Below are 26,419 nucleotides of genomic sequence, written 5' to 3'. Positions count from 1 at the left end.
TTGCCAGCAATTGCTGATGGAGTTGTTACTTAAAAAAGGTTATGCGATCGCTTTTACATGAATTCATCTACTGGTTGGAATTGGCGGTGGTTGTTGGTATATCGTCACAGAGATGGCGATCTCTCTCACTAACAGTGGAGTTCTTCAAATACTCGCGCAGGCGATCGCAACCTAGTTCGATCAGTTTATTAAATGTCCCAATTCGCCATAGTAAAATAGAACCGTTGTCTACTGCAATCGCTACTAAGCTACTATCACCACTCAAACTTATACTCTTAATTTTACCTTGAGGCACTTTGAATCTAGCTAACTCATTGCCGTTTTTTAAATCCCATATGCAAACAGAATCGTAGCTACTTGATGCGGAAGCTATTACGCTGCCATCTTTACTAACACTAACTGGAAGGAAGCCAGTATCATCCGAGACAGCGTAATTTAGTAAAGAAAACGAGCATCTAGATTGTTGGAATTTAAACAACAAAATATTTTTCAAGTCCGATAATGTTATTTCGTCTATCACTAAATCTGGTGTTAGCTTCTGTAGCTGATTTTTCACACTAAATATAACATCAAATATACTCGTAGAGTCTGCGATAATCTGCATTTTATCAGTTTTCAAGTCCCATAGGTTGACTACTGTATTAGTCTTGTCCGTATGTGAAATTATGGCTATTTGCTGGCTATCAAGGCTAAATTTGACTCCCATAGAGTTGACATCCTTACTCTCCAAAGCTCCGCCTGAAAACTTTTTGTTTAATGAGACAAACGTTTTGTTTTCCAAATTCCACAAGCCAACCGTGCCATCTTGGTTAATGATGGCTAATTTTTTGCCATCCGCACTTAAACTAAGGTTTTTGACAAAACCTGGAATTTCTGGAATTGAGACAAATTGTCTACTATCTAAATTCCATACACCGACTTTGCCATTTTTGTCTGTAGTGGCTAATTTTTTGCCATCTGCACTCAAACTGACGCTTATTGCTTCATAGGGAAATTCTTCCCACTCTAACTTCTTATCTTCTAAGCTCCAAAACCGAATGTTACTGTCATATAAGGCAGTAGCAAGCTGCTTTCCATCTGGACTCATAGACATGGAGATAGCGTTTGTTTCTAATGGAAATGAGTACAAATTAGATAGTCCTATTATATTATTATTCTGCTTGTCCTCTAAGTAGCTCCATAAGAAAAGACTCATATTTCGTGACTCATCTGTACCATACTGAGGCTCCCAGCCATACTCAATTGCAATTCGTTGACCATCATTGCTAAAAATTGCTCTAGAGAAACGTTTTTGCTTATCCCCATCCCCATTTAATTCTGACCATTTTTGGTTGCCTTCGATTTCCCACAAGCTTAATTTATTTTCATCATTATCTGCTGTTGCTACCAGTAGCTGGTTATCAGGGCTAAAACCGATACCTACTATGTTTTTGTATATATTATTCTTGAATTCTTTAAATTGTTGTGTGTCTTGCAAACTCCACAGGCGAATAGTATCACTGGCGTCAGCAGTAGCTATTTTTTTGCTATCTGGGCTGAAACTAATACTTTTAACTCCACCTTGATGTCCTGGAAATTGGATCAACCTTTTGTTGTCAATATCCCAAAAACTAACAGTACCATTCTTATGAGCGTTCCAGCTAGCCCCATAAATATCCGCCACTGCCAGTAGTTTTCCATCGAGACTATAAGTTACGCCCGGACTATGGTTAACAGGATTAGACGAAGTTTGAAACCCTGAGAATGGAATAATCTGGTTACCCTCTGAGTCCAAAAGGTGACTAACAAGTGTGTCTGTGCGATCGGAAACTAGGACTTTGTTTTCGGGAGCCATCCCGACTAATGTCCCTATCGGCTTTGACCTACGGTTGCGTTCTTTTGTTGTATGGTAAAGTTTTCGCAGCGTGTGAGAAACTTGATGTTTTAGCTCCTTATCGGGTTTGAATAAGAACCAAGGCCAGTCTTTTAAAGTCTTTGCTGCACGTACACTGTCGATTAACGCATCTAACTCTTGATTAGAACGCCAATTTGCCTCTGCAGACTGTCTAAAAGCACCGACTTGACCTATCAATGCTTGTCTCTGACCAATTAAAGTAGCAATAGTCAACCCGCTTAAACCCAGCATAACGGCAATCGCAATCCGCCACCGCCAACTAATGTTTCGGCGTTTTTGTAAAACGCTTTGTTGGACAAATTCTGTCTCTAATTGGTTGAACCAATTGTTATTAATCTGGAGTTTTTCATTTAATACATCAAGATAAGGATTACTATTCCAAAGAAACTGTATGGGTTTTTCCCGCAAAGTTTGTTGCTGATTTTGTCTTTGTTGCCATCGACGAACTAGCCTAATACTGACTTTATCAAATAAGTTTTCGAGAACGTAAAGCCTGCGATCTAACCAATCAACAACATTTTCAGCCTTTGTTTGCAAACCTGATGGTTGTAACTTGTTTGTAACGCTTTTCCATTCTTCGGCAGCTGGTGTCAGTCGCCGTTGTAAAATTATATTGTCCTCTTCTTCTTTAGAATTTTTCCAAGCCAGCAACTTATCCCACCCTTGCACCAAAGCATCATGGGCTGGCTCTACATAAGGTTCGCCTTGAGGATTGGAACCTTCAACAATTAAACGGGCTTCAGAAAAGCGTTTAATAACTGTTTGCACGCGCTCGTTTTCTTCTTTATCGGGATACACTAATTCCAATTTAGGCACTTGTCGCCGTGCTAACTCTCCACCTTGCAATGAAATCATCCGCAACATGACCCGCCGCACCGTATCTTGATAAGCAGAGTCTTCTGCAACTAATCGATCGTACTCATCGTTAGCACGCTTGGTTAGAGAACCAATGACTTTTCCTAACTCTTCATAATCTTTCTTTGTTAAGGCGCGATTATTCCGCGTGCGATCGCCCAAATACTTCAGGTACAATTCGCTTAAGGTAAAAGACAGCAAGGGTAAAGCTCCAGGCATCTGTACGACTTCGTTAATGAGTTCGTCTACCAAGCTAGGAGGTTCAAAATACACGACTTTTTCCGAAGCAGGTTTTTCAATGGCTTCGCGGAATTCATCTTGAGTCATGGGTGGAACGACAAACCGAGTTTCATCATTCCAAAAGTCTTTGAGTACAGAGTTTTGAAACTGCGCTTCAAAGTCGAGTCGCAAGGTGATAACTACATGAATTTTATCGGGATATTTAGCGATCGCATTCAAAAGCAACTTCTGAAACTGCTCTCGTTCTTCATCACTCTTACACAAAGTTATCAATTCTTCAAATTGGTCAATTGGTAGTAAAAGTTTAGTCTGAGAATTAGTCTTGTTCCAACCTTCAATGCTATTTGCTAAAGCTTGTTTGTCTTTTGCGAGTTCCTCTGCTGTCACGGTTGCGATTGGTAAACACACTTGTGCCAAAGCCTTCAAAGGGCTTTCCCCCGGTCGCATGGGGTCTAAAATTTTAAATTTCTGCTCTTGGGAATGACGCAGACGGTGTAACAAACCGGCTTTCATTAAGCTGGATTTTCCTGTTCCAGACGCACCCAAAACTAATGTTAATGGCTGCTTATTAGCAATTGCTTTCTGATAAAGCTTTTCAATCAGATTCTCTCTACCAAAGAATAAGTGACTGTCTTTTTCATCATAAGATTGCAATCCTCGGTAGGGATTATTTGCTAAGTTAAGCTCTGGTGCATCGTCTAGTTTATCCCGGTCAAAATTAGGTAACAGAAAGATGAATTCCCCTTTATCATGTTTTTTCAACGGACATAGACCTGGAGTTTGCCGCTTGTAGTTATTTTCAGTGAAGATTTCAACTTTATCGCGCAGATATGAGTAAAGCTCGGTTGCAGTGATGATACCATCTTGATTGGAGTCTGCACCTTCACCCCCTAGTAAAGCATCAAAAAGAGCTTTTGCAAAAGGAGAGTGAACTTCGTTCCCAAATTTGACTTCTCCTCGTACCCCTAAAAAATCCAAAGCTTTTTGGTCATCAGCTGCCGAAGTAATCACTTGCCAAGCTGCATCAGTAATAAAGCGATCGTAACGTTCTTTATAGACTGTGACTTTGGGCTGAATCTCTCGTTTAATACTAGCCCAACGAAAAGCTCCAGCAAAGCAGCAATCTAGAATTGCTAGCATATGCCGACAAGGAAGCGCGTTTAAGGCATCATGTAAATCCTGCATCGGCAAGTAAGTATTGCTGTTGCCTAAGATGGCATCTTGAGGAATGAGATAACCCACAGGTCCTTCTTGATTATCTAAAGCATCCAAGGCTTTTCCATGACCGGCAAAGTAAAAAAAGACGCGATCTGATGACGTTACTGTAACTTTTTCGTTATCAAAAGGTATTTGTCCTTTTTTCAAGTCTTCAATCAATTGGTTAAGCTGGTTCAGGTTAGCACGTTGATTCAACAACAGCTGAACTTCATATTGATTTTGTTCTTGATATTTTTCTTTGAGATGTGTATGTTGCTCTCTTAGAATTTGAGCTAGTTTCAAAGCATCTGGATCTGCTGTTTCTAGTTTTGGAATGCCATTTTCGTAATTATTAATACCAATAATAATAGCCAAATTTCGGTTGAATTTATTTTTGGACATTGATACACCTCTCGATCTCATTAATACAAAAGCAAGAAAGTCACTCCGAAGACATTAAAGAATGGGTAATGAGTGTCTTTTTGTAATTTACTTCTGTTTTGTAATAGCCACAGCCAAAGCTTCTAACCCAACTTCTGTTAATTCGCTCCCAAAGTAACTTAAATGGTCGCAAGCAATTTCTTGAATAAAGGGTGAAAGCGATCGCCATGACGGAAGACTCTTAATGCTATTTACGGTTACGGCAATATCGTTCGCTACACCAAAGAAAGGCATAGCCACAACTTTCTTAAATAAACTTTGTTGTAACCGCTCAAACACGCTCTGATTTTCTGTAGATTGCTGTGGCAAGGCAGCAGGAATAATAGATGTATTGCCAGCGATAATTGAGTAGGGAATGCCAGGGTCGTCACTGGCTGCTAGAGAATTTAGTACATCAGAACCTGATTTCATTTCGGCTAAGGATACGCGAATATTTTTTTCTAAAAAGCCCATCAGCCCTGCTAAAACTGATGCAGGCCAAGCAACCATAGAAAGACCGTTGAGTCCAATACTCAAAGTGAGTTTGACCCAATCTCCCACAACTGGCCAAGGAGAACCTGCATTTGGTGTACCCAGCATAATCAGGTGTTGGACTACTTTATTCCCTCCTTCTCGCTCAATAAACCAACGAGATACCAAACCCCCCATCGAATGAGCAATAATGTGTAGTTCTTTGCCGTGGTTTTCTCCCAAACCGACTTCTCTTAGCCTTTGTTTCAGATGTAGAGCATTCTCTTTAATTGAAGTATTTAAGTTTTCGTAATCAAAGGTGAGAATGACATCATAAAGTTCGCTGATGGAACGTTTTTGACCATCCGGTTGCAATATAGGTTGTTTTATATTCTCAACTAAACTTTGAGTGTCGCCAACAATTCCGTGAATGAAGAGAGCAATTCGTTTTGCTTGGCTCACCTGTTGCTTAACATCAACCATCACCCGTTTGTAGGTGACTTTCTTGTTATCTCCTACTTCAGCGATCGCTAAAATTGGGTAGGAAAATTCCCGCCCAAAATTCTCGCTAATTATTTTTTCAAAGAAGATACGAATAGACCCTTGGATGCTGCGCTCTCCCTGGCGAACTGGGGCTGGTAGTCTTTCTATCTCAATTTCTGTTTTGCCATCTTGAGTTGTTTGACCGCGACCTAAGGGTAAGAAAAATTCACCATCATAGCCAATAGGAAGAAGATATTCATTGTGGGCTAGCGGTGTATCAACTAATAATTTCAAAGGTGCATTTGGCGTCACAGCTGTGTAGTCTTGAACTTCGGTCAATTCCAATACACTTAATCCAGGAGCACTACCGCGACTAGTCGTAAATTGAAAGGGTCGAACAACTTTTGGATCTTCCCGTAGGATAGGAGGCAAGATTTTATTACCCAAATCTCGGCTCACTTGTGGTGTAGAAGTGATGCGAACATTTGCCACCAAGCTCTTATGTGGTTGTAATTTGACTCCTGCTCCTAATTGTTGTTCTTGTTGCTGAGAAACTGGGGTAGAATCCAATGGGCGGACTGTAGTAATTGCGATCGCCTCAGCGTACCAATCGTCATATTTTGCTGAGTTTTTGGGTTTGATATCACGATGTTGAGTTCGATTCATCAAACGTTCCAGGCTGCTTTGATTTGGAGAATCTATATCTCTTGATATAGGTGGACGAGGAGCATCAAGTTTACCTTGCGCGAGCAATCTAGCGTCAAATTCATTGTTGCTCACAATTAATTTAATAATATCTTTATATTCGGTAATTCCTTGTTCCCAGTACTCATCTGGAACTTCTAGTACCAACTCTTCTCCATCTAACGCCCAAACTTCTTCTCCTGGTTGAAGCCTGACGCTACCTGCTTCAAAAAACGGGGCGCTAATAGCGAAACTATCAGAAAGATTGACCAAAGCACAGTAAAGTGGTTTCTGAGTTGTATTGGTAAGTTTAAGTTGAAATTCTGGCTGTTGCCACTCACCATCCCGATATTTGTAGTGCAAACGCATTTGCTGTGATTGAGAGAACTCTCGATCGGCAAATAGGAGTTCCATCTTGACATCACCCGCTTTAATTCGAGTTGTCGCAGTATTTGCAAGTTGAGCAATCGTTGTCCAACGGGCAATATGTTCTAAACGTTTAATAGCCTTGGATGCATTCTGGGGAGTATAACCATCAATTTGTTCTACAAGAGGTCGAGCGTCTGTCGGTCTTGCTATTAAATATTGCTCATGGCGACACAATAGGCGAAACTCCGCTTTGCCTACTTCTTGCTCTTCGCGGACATAGGGTGAGGGATGCTGACCATTCAGCCCAGATGTTTTTAGCTTTTCCCGTGCTAAAGTCACACCCGCTTCATCACCCTCAAAATAGACTCCCAATGGTGGTAGCGGTAGACTGGTAACAACTGCTTTAAAAGTGTACTCGGCAGTCAGGTTTTGTATACCTTCGATATCTATCTTACTCTTGGTTGGCAACACTTGAGTGACTTTTGCAGTACCCAAAGACTTTGAAGGGTCGCGCAGATCGTCAATCTTGGCATCAAAGTCAAACAGTGCAAGTAAAGTGGTTTCGCCGTCTTTGGGTGGTTGAACTCCGTGAACTGCACCCCCTTCTATTACCCAGCCATGAGTCAAGTCATTTTTAACAATGAAGTACGGATCGATTTCCGCGATCGCTCCATCGAGAAAAAATTTGTTGTCATCAAGAGAATTCTTCACTTCCAACTGAGGAGACTGGTCTGTAATTTTACTGCGAATCGTGGCATTTGTTCGCCCAAACAAGTCCCGATAAGTCAACTTTCCATTGGCTTTGGAGAGCGTATCCATCAAAAAATAAGAGAAACTACCTCGGTGTTTGTCACCTCCGTAATATTCCTTTGCTGTTTCGTAGTCTCGACAAGCAGCTAAAAGAACATGACGACCTTTGGGTAATTTCCAGCCAGTTGGGTGTTTTTCCGGGTCACGAGAATCTGAAAGTTGTTTTAAATCTTCCAGAGAAAAAATAAAGCTATCCAATGGACGTTCTCGCTTATCTGTAGGGAAGCGACGAATCAAAGCCTGTTGCATTGGATCTTTTGTGCTAGAACCAGAATGGCAACAGTCCATAATAATTGTTATGTGCGGATTATTTTCCGCCACTTGGGCAATCAGTAGTGCCAATTCTTTGTCTGCCAAATCCCAGCCGTTCTCGCTACGACTGTCATAACAGACTAAAGTTTCATCAAGATGGTCTGGTTCTAAGTGCCAAAATTCCTTTGGTGCCAACTCCTGGGCACCATGACCGCTATAGTAAAACAGAACTATATCATCCGCCTTTGCCTGACCGAGATGGTTCCTCCAGCCATCAATAACTCCCTTACGGGTTGCTTGCTCATCTTTAAGCGATCGCAAATGTAGTTGATATTCTTTTTTATCAAATCGTTCGTTAAGATACTCTTCTATTGCTGTAATGTCGTTAACACAGCCTTGCAGATGATGGTTTGGGTCAGGATATTTATCGATACCAACTAACAAAGCGTACAAGTTACGAGCCATGATTGTTTTTCTTTCCTAAATTGACCGACTTATATGGCAGCGTTTTTTGACATTGACATCAAACTTTGCTAAGGGGATACTCCCTGGTGGCAAGATTTGACGCCAGCCTAGATGCACCGCGTACACCAGCACAAATGAAAATCCTTATTTTTATATAGGTGTCAGCAAAATTAAGTTATGCACTTCAAGAAAACAAATGGGAAAAAAGCTAGCAGATTGTCCAAAGTTCAAACCTTCACTCTAATAGTTCAATTGTTCGCATTGACAGGGCGCTTGTGGGCATTGCCCATAAGCGCCCTGTCAAGGTGGATCAAAACTTCAGGAAATGAATAGCTCTCTCTCCTCTTACCTCTGCGTACTCTGCGTCTCGGCGGTTAAATATATGACTTTTGAACCGCAGAGGACGCAGAGAGCGCAGAGAGGAAAGATGAAAAATTGCTGTCTGAATCAAAATTTTATCAGTCACCTTGACAGGGCTAGCATTGCTCACCCTACTTACTTACTGGTCACGGGTCACTGTTAATGCTTGAATAGCTTTCCCATTTTCTACAACCGATCGCTTGGAAACCAAGAATCTGCCAAACTTAGCATATAAAGCAGGTAGTACCACCAAAGTTAAAGCTGTAGAAGTGACTAAGCCACCTAAAACGACTATCGAAAGTGGTTGCAAAATTTCCTTACCTGCGCCACTTTCTACAACTAGTGGTGCTAATCCCAAAGCTGAGGTAAAAGCTGTCATCAAAATAGCGTTGAGACGTTCCATCGATCCTTCAATCAGAACTTCTCTCAAAGGCATTCCTTCGGCAAATTTTGTATTGTAATTATCGACTAATAACAATCCATTGCGTGTTGCGACTCCAAATAGGGTGACAAAGCCAACTAAAGAAGCAATGGAAATTACACCACCCGTCAAAGCGACTGAAAAAACTCCTCCTACTAATGCCAAAGGTAAGTTGATCGTAATCATGGCGGTGGAAGAGATTGATTTGACGGAAAGATACATGATGATGGTAATGATGATAAAAGCGATCGCACTGAAAATTAAAATGTTTTGAGTGGCTCTTTCTTGTGCCTCAAATTGACCTGCATATTGAATGTAGTAACCAGAAGGTGGATGTACCTGTTCATCGACTTTATCGCGAATTTCATTCACAATTGAGCGTAAATCTCTACCACTAGCATTAGCAGAAACAACAATGAGGCGGGAGACATTTTCACGGTTAATCGTGTTGGGACCAGTACCACTATCAATTGTCGCGACTTGGGCAAGAGGAATTTTATTTCCACTAGGAGTATCAACTAATAAATTGCGAATTGTTTCTGTGTTTTGACGAGCATCGGCTTGCAACCAGACAACCAAATCAAAAGTTTGTTGTTGCTCTAAAATTTGCGATACAACTTTTCCGTTTAAAGCCGTTTCAATTGTTTCAGAAAGCTTTCCAATTGTCAACCCATATCTTGAAGCAGCAGGGCGATTAAACTTAATTTGTACTTGTTCTATAGGAACTTGAGGTTCAAGTTGTAAATCAACAATGCCCTCAACAGTTTTCATGACCTCATTAACTTGACTTCCGAGAGTGCGGAGTTGTTCTAAATCCGAACCAAAAATTTTCACTGCGATCGCACTTCTTACCCCTGACAAAACCTCATCCATACGGTGAGAGATAAAACCGCCAATATTTGGTGCAACTCCCGGTAACTTATCAAATTCTGCCCGCAGCTTAGCAATAGCTCCCTCCCTGTCTTCCATACCTTTGGGACTCAATTCAATGTCTAAATGTGCTGAATTCACACCCGCCGCATCAGCATCACCAGGAGCGCGTCCCGAACGCAATTGCACGTAAGGAAATCTCAGCTCGCCTTTCAGTGCTGCTTGAATTGCTTCACCAGCAGCATTAGTTGCTTCTAAAGAAACCCCAGGATAAAGAGTTAGGGTATTTACTAAAGTTTGCTCCTGAAATTCAGGCAAAAAGACTCTACCAAAAGAAGGAAAAATAACAGTTGCTGCTACCAAACTCGCAGTCGCTACAGCTAAAACAATTCCAGAACGTCGGAGAGAAAATGTCAATAAAGGATAATAAAGCTGCTTAAAAAATCTGGCAACCCAAGGCTCTCTTTCTGGCAAATGACCGTAAGGTAAAAGAATTGCACACAAAGCAGGAGTTACAGTAAGCGCTGTGACACTTGAAGCAATCACGGCTGCCATGTAACCCAATCCCATAGGAATAAAAATACTACCTTCTACACCAGTTAAAGCAAAAACTGGTGAGAAAACAACTATAGTAATGATAGTAGCACCAAATACCGAATCTCGAACTTCCTGACAGCCCTCAAAAACAACATCCAAAACAGGGCGTGGTTTGGGAGAATGCTTGTTTTCTCTCAAACAGCGATAAACATTTTCTGCATCTACAATTGCATCATCAACCGCCGAACCAATAGCAACTGCTAACCCACCTAACGTCATTGTATTTAAACCCTGTCCCATCCAATTGAGTAACAGCACTCCTATCAGTAAAGATAAAGGAAGGGCTGTTAAACAAATGGCTAAATTGCGCCAATTCATGAGAAATGGTATTAAGATAATAGCGACAATAATACTACCTTCAACTAAAGCCTCTCTGACATTTTCAATGGAAGAATCAATATAACTTTCTTGTCGAAATGTTGCTTGTACTTTCACATTCTTTGGCAAGCTTGCTATAACTTCTTTCATGGCTTCTTCTATGGCGCGAGTCACCGTAGGAGTATCGGCTTGAGGCTGTTTATTAATCATCACAATAATTGCCTTTTGACCGTTAAAACTCCCATCTCCCCGCTTAATAGCTGCTCCAATTTGCACGTCAGCAACATCAGATATTTTTACAGGCGTACCATTACGCGCAGTAATTACAGATTGCTGTAATTCTTCAAGAGATTCAATGCGTCCGATACCCCGAATTAACTTTTCTCGGTCAGAAGTGATTAAATAACCGCCAGGAGCATTGATATTAGCAGCAGATGTAGCTTCTACTACGTCTTCTAAAGTGACATTATAAGCTTTTAACTTTTCTGGAGCGACTAAAACTTGATATTGGCGAACATCTCCTCCATAAGCAACAACCTGGCTTACACCAGGGACAGCTAATAGACGATTTGTAACTTGCCAATCTACTATGCGCCGCAGTTCCATCAGGGAAGAGGGAGAGGGGGGAGACACGGTAGACAAGGGAGAATTTTCTTCCTTGTCTCCCTTGTCCTCCTTGTCTCCCTTGTCCCCAATATAAAAGGCATACTGCAACACAGTTCCGATGGGGGAAGTGGTGGGAGATATCTGTGGTGTTTCTACTCCTTCTGGAAGTTTGCTTTGAGCTTGTTGCAACCGTTCTGTGACTAATTGGCGGGCTTGATAGATATCTGTTCCCCAATTAAAAATGATTTTAACAACGGAGAGACCTGACGCACTTGCAGAACGGACTGCTGTAATTCCGGGAGTCCCGTTGATAGAGCTTTCAATAGGTAAAGTGACTAAAGATTCTACTTCTTCAGGGGCTAGTCCCGGTGCTTCTGTTTGAATTTCAACTTGTGGTGGTGCAAAGCTGGGGAACACGTCTAAGGGCATTTGGATAATTGTACGAAATATCCACAGAGTTAGAAGAATTGTTCCCAAAATGACGAGCCAACGACGTGCGATCGCCCACTTAATAATACTACTTAGCATACTTATAAAATCTTTTTCTCGAGCGGTAGGTATGTGAAAATTAAATATGTCTAAAACCTTTGCTAATTGCTAATGGCTAATTGCTAATGGCTAATGGCTAATTGCTAATGGCTAATGACAAATGACCAATGACAATTGACCAATGACACACTTCACTGTTTAACGAGCAATGCGTTCGCTCCACTCTGGTGTTTCTGTGGAAGTTTCTTCTGGTAAGACAAGTGAGTTTACTAATGGTTGAGAGTTGGTCTGACGACCAGACCAAAAAGCACCAGCGATGAAAGCTACAATTGCGATCGCAGTTCCTCCTCCTGTTGCTAGCAGCCAAAGAAGAGGAGTTGGGAATGGGGAGGTAGGGGGAAGGGGAGAAGTTTGTTGGATTTCTTTTCCTTTGTGAGAACTGCTTCTTAAGGATTGGGCATATAGCTGAGGTACGCGTTGTGTTACAATAATATCTCCCTCAAATAAGCCAGTCTTCACCTCAACGAGGTCTGCGGAAGTTTGACCTAGGGTAACTTCAACAGGTTGATAAGTATTACCGCTTTGCACGTAAACCTGTTTCTTGCCATTTGCTTCAACTATGGCAGAACTGGGAATCACCAAGCTCGCTGATAATGCTTCATTAGTGAGAATTTCAAGTTCTGCAAACATTCCTGGTTTGAGAACTCCACTTGGATTATCTATTTCTGCTTTTACAGAAACAACTCGTGTATCGCCTTCTACAACAGAGCCAACTACAGCAATGCGTCCGTTGAAAGTGAGATTGGGAACAGAAGTCACTTTAACGTTGACCTGTTGACCTGTCCTCACTTTACTTAAATCTTTTTCATAAATACTTGCTGTTGCAAAAACTCGGCGATCGTTGACGATAGTCATGAGCTTGCCACCTGCATCTTCAAAAGATTGACCGAGAGTTGCTTCCCTTTCAGCAATTTTCCCGGATATTGGCGCAGTTACCGTCACCAATCCTTTCGCATTGGCTCGATTTCCCAGTTGTTGCAACCGAGTTTCATAAGCAGCATTGCTAAGTTTGATACGCGATTTGGCAACTTGAACGGCAGCTTGAGCGCGTTTGAGTTGATTTTCTGCCTCAATTACATCTCGGCGGCTGTTGGCTTTGGTGAGTTCTGCTTTTGCCTGTGCTAGCTGGGTTTGGGATTCCAAGGCTGTGCGGCGTGGTAAAGCACCAGCATTTGTCAATTGTTGGTCTTTTTCATATTTTTCTCGAGCAAAAGCAACCAGACTTTGTGCTTGAGCTATCTCTGCTGCTGCTATCTGCTGATATTTCTCATAGTTTTGCTGGGCAAGCTTTAAGTCTGCGATCGCTTGTTGCAAATCAGCTTGTCCTTGAGCAAGTTTTTCCTGGGACTCAACACGCAGTGTCACCAAATCGGGGCTGGTCAGAACCGCTACAGCTTGACCTTTCCGAACCAATGCACCAGGTTCCACCAACAGTTCAACCACTTTTGCCCCAGAAATGGGAGTCGTCACTTCCACTTGTCGATCGGGTAAAGTTTCAATTTGTCCGATAGTTTTAATGCCAACAGCGAGTCGCTGACGCTTCACTGGCTCAACTTGAATTCCCATGCGTTTAGCCGTTTCCGCTTCAACTTGAATCGAAGTGGTACCACCAGTGGTTTCACCACCTTGAAATTCATTTCCGTGTCCCGCATGAGCTAACACAACTGTGGGGCTGGGCAGTAACATAAAGCTCAGTACACCACTGGAAATGCAAGGAACTACTTTTGACAACTGAGGCAAAGAGTTGGGCATGGTGCTTTAGTAGATTTTTTAGTACTGGGAAGAAAGAATAAAGAATGTGTATGCACCTTTCAGTTTGCCACTGAGAAATGAAAATAAGATGAAATTGGTAAACCGCCCTCATCCCCAACCCTTCCCCCACAGGGAGAAGGGAATCCTCTGTTCCCTCGTTCCCAGGCTCCGCCTGGGAATGCCTGACTAGAGGCTCCGCCTCCTGTGCTCAATTTGCCGTTTATAATTACTGAATGCCCATTAAAAACAGGATTAAACAGTTTGTAGATGAGATGGGCATTACTAGATACCAGTTCTATCAAGACACAGGTATTATCGAGTACAGCCAAGCTAGTTAATTTACTGGCAACCACCAGAGGAGTCAGAAACGACTAAGGAGAAAACAAGATGACCCAAACCTTAACCAAACAAGTAACTTTCGATGAATTTATTGCTTGGTATCCAACAGATAAGAAACAACGGTATGAACTGTATAATGGAGTAATTATTGAGATGCCACCACCTACAGGAGACCATGAAGAGGTAATCGGATTTTTGGTAGGAGAAATAGTTGCAGAATACAAACGTTTAAAACTGCCTTATTTCATCCCTAAAACAGCATTTGTTAAACCAACTAACAGTGAATCAGCTTACTCACCAGATGTGCTGCTACTAAACAGCCCTAATTTAACCAAAGAACCTCTGTGGAAAAAAGAGTCAACTGTATCGGATGCCGCATCAATTCCTTTAGTTATCGAGGTAGTAAGCACGAACTGGCGTGATGATTATCTCAAAAAGCTTGCTGACTATGAGGAAATGGGTATTCCTGAATACTGGATTGTGGATTATGCGGCGTTAGGCGGGCGCAAATTTATCGGCAATCCCAAGCAACCGACTATCTCTGTGTACCATCTGGTCGAAGACGAGTATCAAGTTAGCCAGTTTAGAGGGAGCGAACGCATCCAATCACCTCTATTCCCAGACCTGAATTTGACTGCTGACCAGATTTTTGATGCAGCAAGCCCCAATTGAGCGCCAAGAATTCCGAACCGAAATTAGACGGATGTGGGAATACTTGCGCGACAGGATCGGTGGCAGCAGTCCACCCCAAAAAATAAATTCCCATTGACTAGCTGCCTCCTAAAGGTATATGGAGTTAGAGAAATCAAGTTATTTCTTATACCAATCTTTTCTCCATTGGTTCATTTGGTCAATTTCCTTCTGCTGAGAGTCAATAATTTCTTGAGCCAATTTTCTAACTTCAGGGCGCTTAGACTTATTCAACGCATCTTTTGCCATATCGACAGCACCTTCGTGATGAACAATCATCGCATTCATAAACCGCAGGTCAAACTCAGTATCCGCCGAACCCAAATTTTCAACCATTTTCATACTTTGCTGTTGTTCTTGCGACATTGGCATAACAGACTTACCTTCTCCACCATAGACAACAGGTTCTGCACTGGCTTGGGGATACCAATCTTTTCGCCATCGCAACAGTTCATTTTCTTCCCTATTTTGAGCAAGAATAATATTACGTGCCAAAGTCTTAATTTCAGGTCTTTTTGATTTTTGCTCCGCTTCTTTTGCCATTTCAATTGCCCCTCTGTGATGCAATCTCATGCCGTCAATAAACCGCAAATCGTAGTTAGTATCAGCAGAACCTAAATCCATGCTGTGACTCGTGTGGTTCCCATGTTCCATACCACCATGGTTCATATGCTGCTTATTGCCTGCTTCTACAGCAGTCGGTTCCGAGGATGGGGTTTGAGTTTGGGAGGTAGTTGTCGAACAGGATGCGAGTAAACTCCCTGTTAGGGATGTAAGTGCTACAAAAGTAAAAAACCCGTTCTGCCAAGAAATGCGTTGCATAGATTTCTTCATATATTTCATCAAACTATACTCAATGTCTAGTATTTCAAATTAAAATGAAATGAGGATGAAATTTTAACAGCAACCAGTGAGAGGTCATTTATCAAGTAAATCTTAAATGGTCAAATGTATTGTGTAGGTTGGGTAGAACGAAGTAAAACCCAACAATTTCATTAAACGTTGGGTTTCGTTCCTCAACCCAACCTACGGTGTCTTAATGTTTACTTTATAAATCATCTCTGACAAAATAATTGGTAATTAAGAATAACAAATTGCACTGAAGCGACTTGACTCTCCAGTTAACAGGAGAGTCTAAGATCAAGTCAGCAATTTTTTCTCAGTAAATTGGAGAAAAAACCAACTCTGTAACAAAAAATAAAACTCGCTAATTTCGTTCGTAGTAGCGCTGTCTATGCCTACGGCACGCCTGACGGCGAACGCATGCATCCCTACTACAAAGCCATTATGATTATTAACACTAACTTACTCAATTATATTAGCTCAAGAAATCCGAAATTTATGGAAAGAGATGTTAAAAGCAGCTTGGAAAGTGGGAAACATACTTCACGGTAGGGTAGACATTGCCAACCACATTCGCGATTTATTGAGCAATGCCCGTCCTACTCTAACAATTTGTGTTGCGATTAAATAACTCTAAATCATTAAATAAATCAACTTATCGATCGAGATCTACCAGCTTATATGGACACTAATGGATTTTATCGCCGACCTTTACCGTCACAACTTATTGCTTTTTCATCTTCAGAAGGCAGACAAATTTTCACAGAAGCATTAACTCTAGGAAGTATGGAAAGTTATTTTGCTCTAGCTGAGCAATTTCATACCCAGTCAGAACCTGCTTACTGCGGTCTTGCTACACTCGTTGTTGTCCTTAACGCACTGTCAATCGATCCGGGTCGAATCTGGAAAGGATTGTGGCGATGGTACAGTGAGGAAATACTTGATTGCTGCTTGCAATTGTCAGCTATTAAAGAACAGGGAATGACATTCGACCAATTTGTATGTTTGGGGCGTTGTAATGGAGCAAAAGTAGAGGCTTATCGTTATGACAATACAACTATCGAAGCATTTCGAGAAACTGTCAGAAAAGCCACTCGATCTCCAGAAGGATTTCACCTAGTCGTTTCCTACTCGCGAGAAATTTTGGGACAAACTGGAGATGGTCATTTCTCTCCAGTAGGAGGATATCACCCAAAACGAGACTTAGTGTTAATTATGGATGTTGCTCGCTTTAAGTACCCGTCGCACTGGGTTCCTTTATCACTACTCTGGGATGCTCTTGCTTCTCTTGATAAGGCAACTGGAAAGTCTCGAGGTTACATTTTGTTATCTAAAGAAGATTTTCGATCGCATTTTTCTCCAACTTGCACTGATTTTCTAGCTAGTAAGCTACCGTTGCAAATCAGTCAATAATTCCAATCAATATGTAAGATAGAGTCAGATTGCTCTAATAACTCCTCTAGATTATTTTTGCCTTTTTCCAAAGTTGCTGTACTGCTGTACGTTCCTTGAAAAGTTTGATTTTGTTGTTGGACTTGTTATACTGAAGACCCCTGTTAACCTTGTTGACGCATTTTGAGATAGCGGTACATAATTATTTAACTGTCATTTTACAAGAAGGCAACGCCTAACAGGGAACAGGGAGGAACGATCTGTTTCCTGTACCCTTCTAGGTAAAATCCGGTCGCAACGCCACACTATACTGAAATGATACATTTCAAGAGCGTGGCACGCCTTGGTGCGGTGTAACGCCACACCATACTTATCCGGTGTTCCCCGTTAAGAGTTCTCCGTTCCCCGTTCTCTTTTAAAAACATGAATTTATCTGGTCAGCAACGTAAAAAACTACAAGAAGCTTTGATTAATGCCTTTCCTAAAAAATCATCGATCGAGCAATTATTATCATTTGAACTAGATAAAAACTTAGATGAAATAATTGAAGATAGTAACTTAAATGACATAGTTTTTAATCTCATAAGAATAGCAGAGGCTCAGGGATGGGTTAAAAAACTAATTCTTGCGGCATGCAAGTTAACTCCTGAAAATTTACTCTTAAAATCCGTTGCCGAAGAACTGTTAACACATGATACTCAACAAAAGACAGATGATACTAAACAAAAAACAGATGATACTGAAAACTGGAATATAATTAATGAAGAGAAGCTCCCTAAAGACCCATTAGATACCTCGATGATTAACTCTATAGACATCAGTGCTGACGGTCAAATACTTGTTAGTGGTGACGATAAGGGAGTTATTCGAGTTTGGAACCTGAATAGTAAAAAGGAAATTAATGCTTTTAGGGGACATGAGGACTCAGTTAAGTCAGTTGCCATTCACTCCGAGCGCAACATGATTATTAGCGGTGGCAAGAGTGGTAATGGTAAAATTTGGCAGATGTCAACCGATTCTACATTCTTAACTCCTCCCAAACTTCTTCACAATAGTAAATGGCACTCCACTGCAATCCGTTCGATTGCTATTAGTAAAGATAGTACTTCCCCAATTATTGTCAGTGTTAGTGAAGGTGGAACTGTTGAAGTCAAATCTATAAATATAAATGCTACAGATGCTAAAATTCTTATTGACAATCGCTATAACTTTAGAGCATTTGAAAGATATAGAAAATCAGTTCGCTCTCTGAGCCTGAGTGCTAACGGTCGAGTTCTTGTATTGAGTACGGGTACTAAAAGAGTCAAAGTTTGGACTTTAGATACTATTAGAGAATCTCCCTATGATTTTCCAGAAATGCATAATAAACCTGTGAGCGCAGTCGCGATCGCCCCTGATGGTCAAATAGTTGTCAGTGGTGATGAAAGCGGTCAAATGAAAATCTGGAATTTAAAAACAAATAGTAAAAAGTCGTGCCATAGTACCTCAGCTATTAACTCTTTAGCTATAGTGAATGGCGGTCATTTCTTTGTAAGTGGTAATCAAGATGGTCAAATTGAGGTTTGGGATTCCATCAAAGGAATTATGATTGTTCATCTAGGTGGACACGCTCGCTCGGTTCAGTCTGTTGCGGTAAGTGCTGATGTTCGGGTAGTTGCAAGCAGTAGCCAGAATGGAGAAATTAAAGTTTGGAGACTGCAAATATAAGGAAAATTGTCACCCAGACAAATTATCGTCTTGAACGGTCATTGTTAGAAATACTTATTAATCCCCCACTTTGACAAGTCAGGTGTTCCCTGTTTTTTGTTCCCTTTGACTATAATTACCTCAAATTGGGCACTTTTAGTTTTGCCGATTCTCTACCGAATCATCTTTTTTGTCCAAAATCCAAATGTAGTTGCAAATGTTATGAGCCGTCCCATCGACACCACCCACGATCCAAACTTGCGTAGTTGGGTAGAATCAGCCAATGGCAAGGACACTGATTTTCCAATTCAAAACTTACCTTTTGGTGTATTTCAACTTTTAGACAGCGCTGAACCCTCACGCATCGGTGTTGCTATAGGCGACCAAATTCTGGATTTGTTCCTATGCTTGCAGACAGGGCTTTTGCAAGAACTTCCCGAACATCTACAAGTGGCTTGCGGGGAATCTAACTTAAATCAACTGATGGGACTCGGAGGTGGGGCTTCATTAATGTTACGCCGTCACCTGAGTCAATTACTGCAATTGAACGATCGCTCGCCTACAGCGCAACAAATGCTCGTTCCCATGTGTGCTGCTAAACTTTTACTACCAGTTAATATTGGTGATTATACTGATTTTTATGCTTCAATTTTTCATGCAACTAATGTAGGAAAGCTTTTTCGTCCAGATAATCCTCTCTTGCCCAACTACAAACATATCCCCATTGCTTATCACGGACGTGCCTCATCAATTATACCTAGTGATACAGCTATTGTGCGCCCCAAGGGTCAGAGAAAAAGCCCTGAAGCACTCACCCCTAGTTTTGAACCAACTCAAATGCTAGATTACGAACTCGAAATTGGTTTCTTTGTGAGTGTTGGCAATGAGTTGGGACAACCTATCCCCATAGAGACTGCTGAAGAACATATCTTCGGGCTGTGTTTGGTCAATGATTGGTCAGCAAGGGATATTCAAGCTTGGGAATATCAGCCCCTGGGTCCTTTTTTGGGGAAAAGCTTTGCAACGACTGTATCACCTTGGGTGGTGACTCAAGAAGCACTAGCACCTTTCCGAAGTCCAGCTTTTAAGCGCGATCCGGAAGACCCTTCGCTGCTACCTTATCTGCTTTCCCCAGAAGATACTAAAATGGGGGGTGTTGATATTACGGTAGAAGCTCTACTGCGATCGGTTCAAATGCGAGAGGCGGGGCTAGAACCATTCTGCGTCAGCCGTGGCTCTTTTAAAGAAATGTACTGGACAATGGCACAAATGCTAACTCATCACACAAGTAATGGTTGTAACCTCCGTTCTGGTGATTTGTTAGCGAGTGGAACAGTTTCAGGTGCTGCAATTGGTTCACAAGGATGTCTGTTAGAGATAACGCAGCGTGGAGTCAATCAGATTGAACTACCTACAGGTGAGATGCGCTCTTTTTTGTTAGATGGTGATGAAGCAATCCTGCGCGGGTACTGTGAGAAACCAGGTTTTGTGAGGATAGGTTTTGGAGAGTGTCGGGGTGTCATCTTACATACTAGTAGCCATGAAAATTCTCAACAATAAGTTACATAATTTAACATAGACTTTTGCATCTACACCAAGATATCTAAACTGTCCGCTGCAACACAATTATTGTACTGCACCACAGCGGTGGTTGATCTACAGCGTTTCAAGCAGGATGGATGACTTAACCCCGAACCGGGAGGGAGATGGAAAACTCAGTGCCTTGTCCCAATTCCGACTGGACTTCTAGCCGACCATCATGTTTCTCGACCACAATCTGACGGGCGATCGCTAAGCCTAACCCCGTTCCTTTGCCAACCTCTTTAGTGGTAAACAAGCGATCGAAAATCTTAGATTTAACTTCCTCATTCATGCCTTTACCGTTGTCACCAATGCGAATTTCAACCGCATTTTGTTCGGATAATAATGCAGTTTGAATCGTGATTTGTTGGGGATGATTTTCTAACTTTTCAAAGGTTGTTTGCTGTGCCATTTCATCGAACATATCAATCGCATTGGCCAAAATGTTCATAAACACCTGGTTAAGCTGACCGGGGAAGCAATCAATTTCAGGGATGTCACCGTAGTTTCGGATAACTTGAATGGCAGGCCGGTTTTCATTCGCTTTGAGTCGATACTTGAGAATTAACAGCGTACTATCTAACCCTTCGTGCAGGTTGGCTTTAACTTTGTGTTCCGTATCGGCACGAGAGAAAGTACGCAGACTGGTGCTGATGCCTTTGATGCGATCGGTCGCGCCTTTCATTGAGTCAATTAACTTGGGTAAATCCTCCAAGAGAAACTCCAGGTCAATTTCTTCAGCCAATTCGGCCACTGAACCAGTAGGCGGCTGGTGCTGCTGATAGGTGTTTAAATACTCACACAGGTCTCGTACATAATCTTTGGCATTGTTAATACTGCCGTTGAGGAAGCCGACTGGGTTATTAATTTCGTGAGCAACCCCTGCCACCAAGTTACCTAAAGTAGCCATTTTTTCGTTTTGCACAATCTGAAGCTGAGATTCTTCAAGCTGTTGAGCATAGACTTGGGCTTGCCGATAGAGGCGAGCATTCTCCAGTGAAATCGCAGCTTGGGCACAGAGCAGATTCAGCACCTCAACGCGATCGCGGGTAAAGGCTCCTGTTGCCAGGTTATTTTCCAGATAGATTATGCCCAGCACCTTGCCCTGTTGCAGAATGGGGCTGCACAACAGACTCTTGGGCTGTTGGTTTTGGATATACACATCGCCGATCAATAGCGGCTCTTGCGCGGCATTGGTAATCACAGCAGGCTGCAAGCTGCGTTTGACTTTTGTTACTAAACTGATAGGTACTATACCACTATCGATAAGCGACTCCGCCGGATGCAGAATCTCCGTTTCGATTTGGCGCGATTCCGTCAGTTCTGCCCTAGCCCGAACCGTGAGATTTTGCCCCTCACTCAACATCAAAGCGCACTGCGTAGCACCTGAGGTTTGTATTACCGTAAGCAAGAGAGTGCCAATTAAGCGATCGAGCTCAATTTCACTGGAAAGAGTTTGGGAAGCTTTGAGGATGGCAACCAGATCCAGGGAATCAGAAAGACTCGTGGAGGAAGTACTAGTCGCGGTGACAGTTCCAGTGGCAAATAAGGTTTCGTCAATAGAGAGTGGTGTCTGCGCTTGTTGGAGGATGGGAGCCAGCAGTTGAGGATAACGAATTTCCAAGTCGGCGAGTTTGGCTTTCGCCCCCCAGCGAGCATAGCCATAGTAGGCTTCAATCATGTAAGCTTGGGCGATCCGCTCTTTGTTCCAAGCGAGGTAGAATTTTGCCGCCAGTTCATTGGCAAGGGCTGCTTCCTGAGGGTAGCCATTGGCTTTGGCACCTGCGATCGCCAGGTCATAAAGTTCTAGAGCTTCTGTTTTGCAATTGAGGAGTTGATGCTTTTGAGCTTCAACTAAATGATATTTATGCAAAAAATTCATGGGAGCATAATGCGCCCATTCTTTTAACTTTGCTTGATTTTCTAGCATTCGCTGCCATCGAGGCTCCGACTCTGTCATCGATTCACCAGGAGTTGCAAGCACGGTCAGAGAATCATAGAAATATAACAGCGGTTCAACGATATTTCCTATACCCCCAGCCAAATACTGTCGGGTTTGAACGCCATCGTGTTCTGCTTTGGCAAAGTCTTCCAGCCAGTAATTCAATGTGAATCGATACAGGTAAAAGTAGCATAGTCGGTAAAAATCGACTTTTGCCTCAGCCAGGACTTTTTCTTCATAGGAATCTTGGCGTAAGGGAATTTCTTCCTCTGACTGACCCAGCAGAATGAGAGCCGCCTGCCAGTAAGCTAAAACACAGTTTGCTGCCGTGAATTGGTTGAGGTCGCACAACTGTTGGTAATAGGCGCGAATTTGGGGTTCGAGTTCAGTTAGCGGTTGACCGCACCAATAGGCATTCAAGCAGTACAACTGGGCATCGTAGCCCAGAAATTCTAGATTGCCGGTTTCTAGCCCTGCTTGATAGCCTTCCAGAAGAATGGGCAGTGAATCTTGCAGATGAGTCGTCCAGTGACCCACATATCCCCCCATTAACAGGGCTGTTGCGGCTCGAATATTTTTGGCATCTGGCTCTGAGGCGAGTTGGTATCCCAATTGCCCAAACTGAGGCACCTTTGCCATGTCTCCCCACAGAGTTCTGAGTTGGAAAGCGTAACCAGCGTAGCAGTAAGGCGAAACCGGACTATTGCCAAATTGAATCGATAATTTAACCTGGAGCGCCACGACCAGGAAATAAAGCTTTGTGCCGGACATATAACAGACGGGTGTCAGCCGAGCCGCATTTTGCATAATCGCTAACTGCTGGGGATCGGTCATTGGCGGTAGGTGAATGAATGACTCAATGGCGCGATCGCCAATTAAGGCATCAATTTCCTGCTTAACCTGCCGAATGTCGTCTAACGCTGGTTCGTCTGGCAGGTTCACGCCCAACATGCGGAAGACCGATTGACCGATCGAGATCGCCTCTAAAAATTGATTGCGGGCTACCAACGCCTGGATTCTGACTTGATAGACTTGCACTTGTTCTAAAGGCGTTTTCGCATGATGAATCACCGCTTCAACCCACCGATCCATCTGCTCAAAAGCACCAGCCAAAAAAGCTACCTCGGCAGCTAAGTCGTGCAGGGATAGGGTCATTTCGTACTGCCGTTGCCAAGCGTCTGTTCCCAGCAGTTTCAGCCCCACTGTGGCATATTCACGGGCTGCTTGATAGGCGGTTGCCAGTCTAGCTTTGTGGCAAGCAGTGAGGTTGAGTTGGGCGAGTTCGTCTCTTTCCTGTTGTTCCTCAACTAACGTCGTTCCATAGTTCAACTGATTGACGATTTCAAAAATGCGCTCTTCTCTGGCATCTGGAGAAATTTGTCGCAGCAAAAGTTGTCCGATCCGGTAATGAGTCGTCTGTTTTTGCTCGTCAGGGATTAGGGAATAAGCTGCTTGCTGAACGCGATCGTGGAGAAAGCGATAGCAACAGTTAAACGTTGCTGAAGAGTTGACTTCTGCCACCTTAAGCTCTGACGGCTGATAAAACTTATAGATCTCGCTGATGGGTAAAATCACTCCTTCTTGCAAGGCTTTCCAGAGGTCGATCGCGGTATCTTCGGGCGATCGCTCATTGACAATCGCTAGGGTAACCAAATCGAACTGAGCGCCAATGCAAGCCGCCAGTTTCAAAGCAGTCTGGGTTGCAGCAGGCAATTTTTGCAGCTGAAGTGCCATGAACTCGACGACATCATCCGTGAGCGCAAGTAACTTTACCGTTGCCAAATCGCACTGCCAATGTCCTGCCTGGAAGTCAAACGAAATATAGCCGTCCTCATGCAGTGCTTTGAGAAATTGGGTGAGGAAGAAGGGATTACCCTTGGTTTTTTGATAGACCAACTCCGTCAGCGGTTGAGCCAGTTCAAGAGAGCAACTGAGCGTATCTGCCGTTAATTGATTCACATCCGCTTGGCTCAGGGGTTCCAGGGTGAGGGCGTGCATCGGGGTTTCAGCTTTTTTGATCTCATCAAGCATCAGCATCAAGGGGTGAGTCGGGAACACTTCGTTATCCCGATAGGCTCCGATGACGAACAGATAACCGCGCTCGCGTTCTGTCAGAAGTAGCTTCAGCAAGTTCAGAGAAGCCAAATCAGCCCACTGCAAGTCATCCAAGAAAATGACCAGTGGATGCTCTGGTGTGGTGAACACCGTGATGAACTTCTGGAACAGCAGATTGAAACGGTTCTGAGCAGCGCTGCCGGAGAGTTCTGGTACCGGGGGTTGTTGGCCGATGACCTGTTCGAGTTCAGGAATCACCTCGATAAGCACCAGACCATTGTCACCAACTGCCGCTAGGATCTTCGCTTTCCACTCTTGCAACTGCGCGTCATCACTGTTCAGCAGTTGGCCCATCAGGTCGCGGAAGGCTTGGACAAAGGCGCTAAAAGGAAGATTGCGGTTGAATTGGTCGTATTTGCCTTTGATGAAATAGCCATGCCAGCGTACAATCGGCTTATGCACTTCATTGACGACGGCGGTTTTGCCAATACCGGAAAAACCTGCCACCAGCATCAATTCCGAGGCTCCGTTGGCAACTCGGCCAAAAGCATTGAGCAAGGTTTGAACTTCTTGTTCTCGTCCGTAGAGTTTTTCGGGAATCAAAAAGCGATCGCTGATATCCCGTTCACCTAACTTAAACCACGCGAGTTTGCCCGCAACATGATACTCTTGCTGGCATCGCAGCAGATCGTGCTTGAGACCGAGGGCACTTTGATAGCGATCTTCCGCATTCTTGGCCATCAGTTTGCCAATGATTTCACTGAGCATGATGGGCAAATCGGGGTTGAGATCGCAGACAGAGAGTGGTTGCTTAGCGAGATGGGCATGAACCATTTCCATTGGCTCGTTAGCTGGGAATGGTAACTGTCCCGTGAGTAGTTCAAAAAAGGTAATTCCCAAGGAATAGAAATCGCTGCGATAGTCAATCCCCCGGTTCATCCGCCCGGTTTGTTCCGGTGAGATATACGCCAGGGTGCCTTCTAGAACGTTGGGATTTTGAATCTCTTGGGTTTCGCGGGGTAACAAGGAGGCAATGCTAAAGTCAATCAGCTTAATCTGGCCAGTTTCTGGTTGAATCAGAATGTTAGCTGGTTTAATGTCTTTGTGAATAACCCGTTGCTGATAGAGTTGGTGGAGGACATCCACAATTTGCAGGGCAATTGGCCAGAATTGTTCGACACTTAGAGGGGAAGTATGGATGTAATGACGTAGGGAGATACCACCGATGTCTTCCATCACCAAGGCATAGCCATTAGCATAGGGTTCTAGACTAATCGGTTGGACAATGCCTGGGATGTCGAGATTTTTAGCGATCGCATACTGATTGCGAAACTGCACCAATTCGCTGAAGCTGGGATAGTCGTGCCGCAGTGTCTTAATTACCACCGAACATTGCTGCGACCTTTGTACTCCTCGATAGACAGCCGTCCTAAAACCTAGATACAGCTGCTCAACCAAGGTATAGCCAGAAATTTTTGGGAATTGTTGTGCTAGAGAAGTCATAGGTTTAGGAAGAGGGCTTTGCTTCACTAGGATTCCCTAAAGTTTTAGTTAAGTAACAGATCAACCAACAGTACAATTATATTATTATTGTCACCCAAACGATAATTTATCTGGGTCTCGTTACAATTTTGTACAGCGTTACGTCTCACTCGAATTGTTGTTACTACCCTTAGACGTACATTTATGATGAAAAATACCAGTAGATAGAAGACACGGAGACATGGGGACAAGTGACATAAGGAAGGAAGAGACCAAGGAGAATGAGGAAGATACAGCAGTTAAGTTATTATCGTCTCAAATTAGCAGTTATTTTGACCAAGTTGTCGAACGGTATTACAGATTGATTGTTGTTGTGGTTCCTGCAACTCGTTCTCAAACCATTAACTTTTGCCAGGTAGCTGAGTCCACCAACAGCCGATACGTTAATATCAATTTAGAATTGAGCGGGCGGTTGCTGGAATTGAGGCAATTGCACAGAGCAACACAAGTGCAACAGTTATTAGCAGAAATTATTGGGAATACTAACAACGGTGCTGTTTTCTTGGATCGTCTGGAGATTTTGTTTGATGAGTCCCTCAAGTTAAAACCTCTAGAACGTCTTCAGAAATTAGCTCGCGATAAGCCGGGTACGGCTTGCGCCAAGGGCGATCGCACAATTGTTGCTGTTTGGAACGGTAACATTGAAAACAACTCTCTTATTTATGCTAAATCGGGTCATCCAGAGTACTGTCGTTGTCCTACAGATGATTGTATAGTCATCAATCTATAGAGAGTG

General features: G+C 42.9%; 12 protein-coding genes. 6 read left to right on the top strand and 6 right to left on the bottom strand.

The features are described 5' to 3' along the window. Positions 1-67: 67 nt before the first annotated feature. The 4 genes from F7734_RS02860 to F7734_RS02845 form a co-directional block, all read right to left on the bottom strand. Positions 68-4,588, bottom strand: coding sequence for a caspase family protein (locus tag F7734_RS02860; RefSeq protein WP_166481692.1), 4,521 nt, complete (start codon positions 4,586-4,588; stop codon positions 68-70). Between the two features lie 87 nt (positions 4,589-4,675). After that, positions 4,676-8,140 (bottom strand): caspase family protein, encoded by a 3,465-nt coding sequence (locus F7734_RS02855; RefSeq protein WP_155743296.1) that lies wholly within the window; start codon positions 8,138-8,140, stop codon positions 4,676-4,678. Between the two features lie 499 nt (positions 8,141-8,639). Next, complete coding sequence (locus F7734_RS02850; RefSeq protein ID WP_155743295.1) at positions 8,640-11,840, bottom strand: efflux RND transporter permease subunit; 3,201 nt, start codon at positions 11,838-11,840, stop codon at positions 8,640-8,642. Positions 11,841-11,999: 159 nt separating this feature from the next. Next, positions 12,000-13,613 (bottom strand): efflux RND transporter periplasmic adaptor subunit, encoded by a 1,614-nt coding sequence (locus tag F7734_RS02845; protein WP_155743294.1) that lies wholly within the window; start codon positions 13,611-13,613, stop codon positions 12,000-12,002. Positions 13,614-14,000: 387 nt separating this feature from the next. Between F7734_RS02845 and F7734_RS02840 the strand changes: the two genes are divergently transcribed. Next, positions 14,001-14,624: a Uma2 family endonuclease gene (locus F7734_RS02840; RefSeq protein ID WP_155743293.1), complete on the top strand. Its 624-nt coding sequence runs from the start codon at positions 14,001-14,003 to the stop codon at positions 14,622-14,624. 138 nt (positions 14,625-14,762) lie between these two features. On the opposite strand, the gene F7734_RS02835 is transcribed toward F7734_RS02840, so the two are convergent. Then, the gene (locus F7734_RS02835) at positions 14,763-15,464 is read right to left on the bottom strand and encodes a DUF305 domain-containing protein (RefSeq protein ID WP_166481691.1); all 702 of its coding nucleotides are present in this window, start codon (positions 15,462-15,464) and stop codon (positions 14,763-14,765) included. 529 nt (positions 15,465-15,993) lie between these two features. Between F7734_RS02835 and F7734_RS65040 the strand changes: the two genes are divergently transcribed. The 4 genes from F7734_RS65040 to fahA all read left to right on the top strand — a co-directional run bounded on the left by F7734_RS65040 (position 15,994) and on the right by fahA (position 20,123). Continuing rightward, the gene (locus F7734_RS65040; protein ID WP_279239652.1) at positions 15,994-16,116 is read left to right on the top strand and encodes a hypothetical protein; all 123 of its coding nucleotides are present in this window, start codon (positions 15,994-15,996) and stop codon (positions 16,114-16,116) included. Between the two features lie 50 nt (positions 16,117-16,166). Continuing rightward, a complete protein-coding gene (locus F7734_RS02830) occupies positions 16,167-16,898 on the top strand; it encodes a phytochelatin synthase family protein (RefSeq protein ID WP_155743291.1) in 732 nt (243 codons plus the stop codon). 402 nt (positions 16,899-17,300) lie between these two features. Then, positions 17,301-18,584, top strand: coding sequence for an effector-associated domain EAD1-containing protein (locus F7734_RS02825; RefSeq protein ID WP_155743290.1), 1,284 nt, complete (start codon positions 17,301-17,303; stop codon positions 18,582-18,584). Positions 18,585-18,785: 201 nt separating this feature from the next. Next, on the top strand, positions 18,786-20,123 hold the full coding sequence (gene fahA / locus F7734_RS02820) for a fumarylacetoacetase (protein ID WP_155743289.1): 1,338 nt from the start codon (positions 18,786-18,788) through the stop codon (positions 20,121-20,123). Between the two features lie 124 nt (positions 20,124-20,247). On the opposite strand, the gene F7734_RS02815 is transcribed toward fahA, so the two are convergent. Further along, entirely contained in the window at positions 20,248-25,644 is a 5,397-nt protein-coding gene (locus F7734_RS02815; RefSeq protein WP_155743342.1) for an ATP-binding sensor histidine kinase, read from the bottom strand. Between the two features lie 220 nt (positions 25,645-25,864). On the opposite strand from F7734_RS02815, the gene brxF reads away from it, so the two are divergent. Then, the gene (brxF, locus tag F7734_RS02810) at positions 25,865-26,413 is read left to right on the top strand and encodes a BREX-3 system P-loop-containing protein BrxF (RefSeq protein ID WP_155743288.1); all 549 of its coding nucleotides are present in this window, start codon (positions 25,865-25,867) and stop codon (positions 26,411-26,413) included. The last annotated feature ends 6 nt before the right edge of the window (positions 26,414-26,419 follow it).

The sequence above is a fragment of the Scytonema sp. UIC 10036 genome (assembly GCF_009725235.1).
This window is presented reverse-complemented; position numbering and strand designations above follow the sequence as displayed.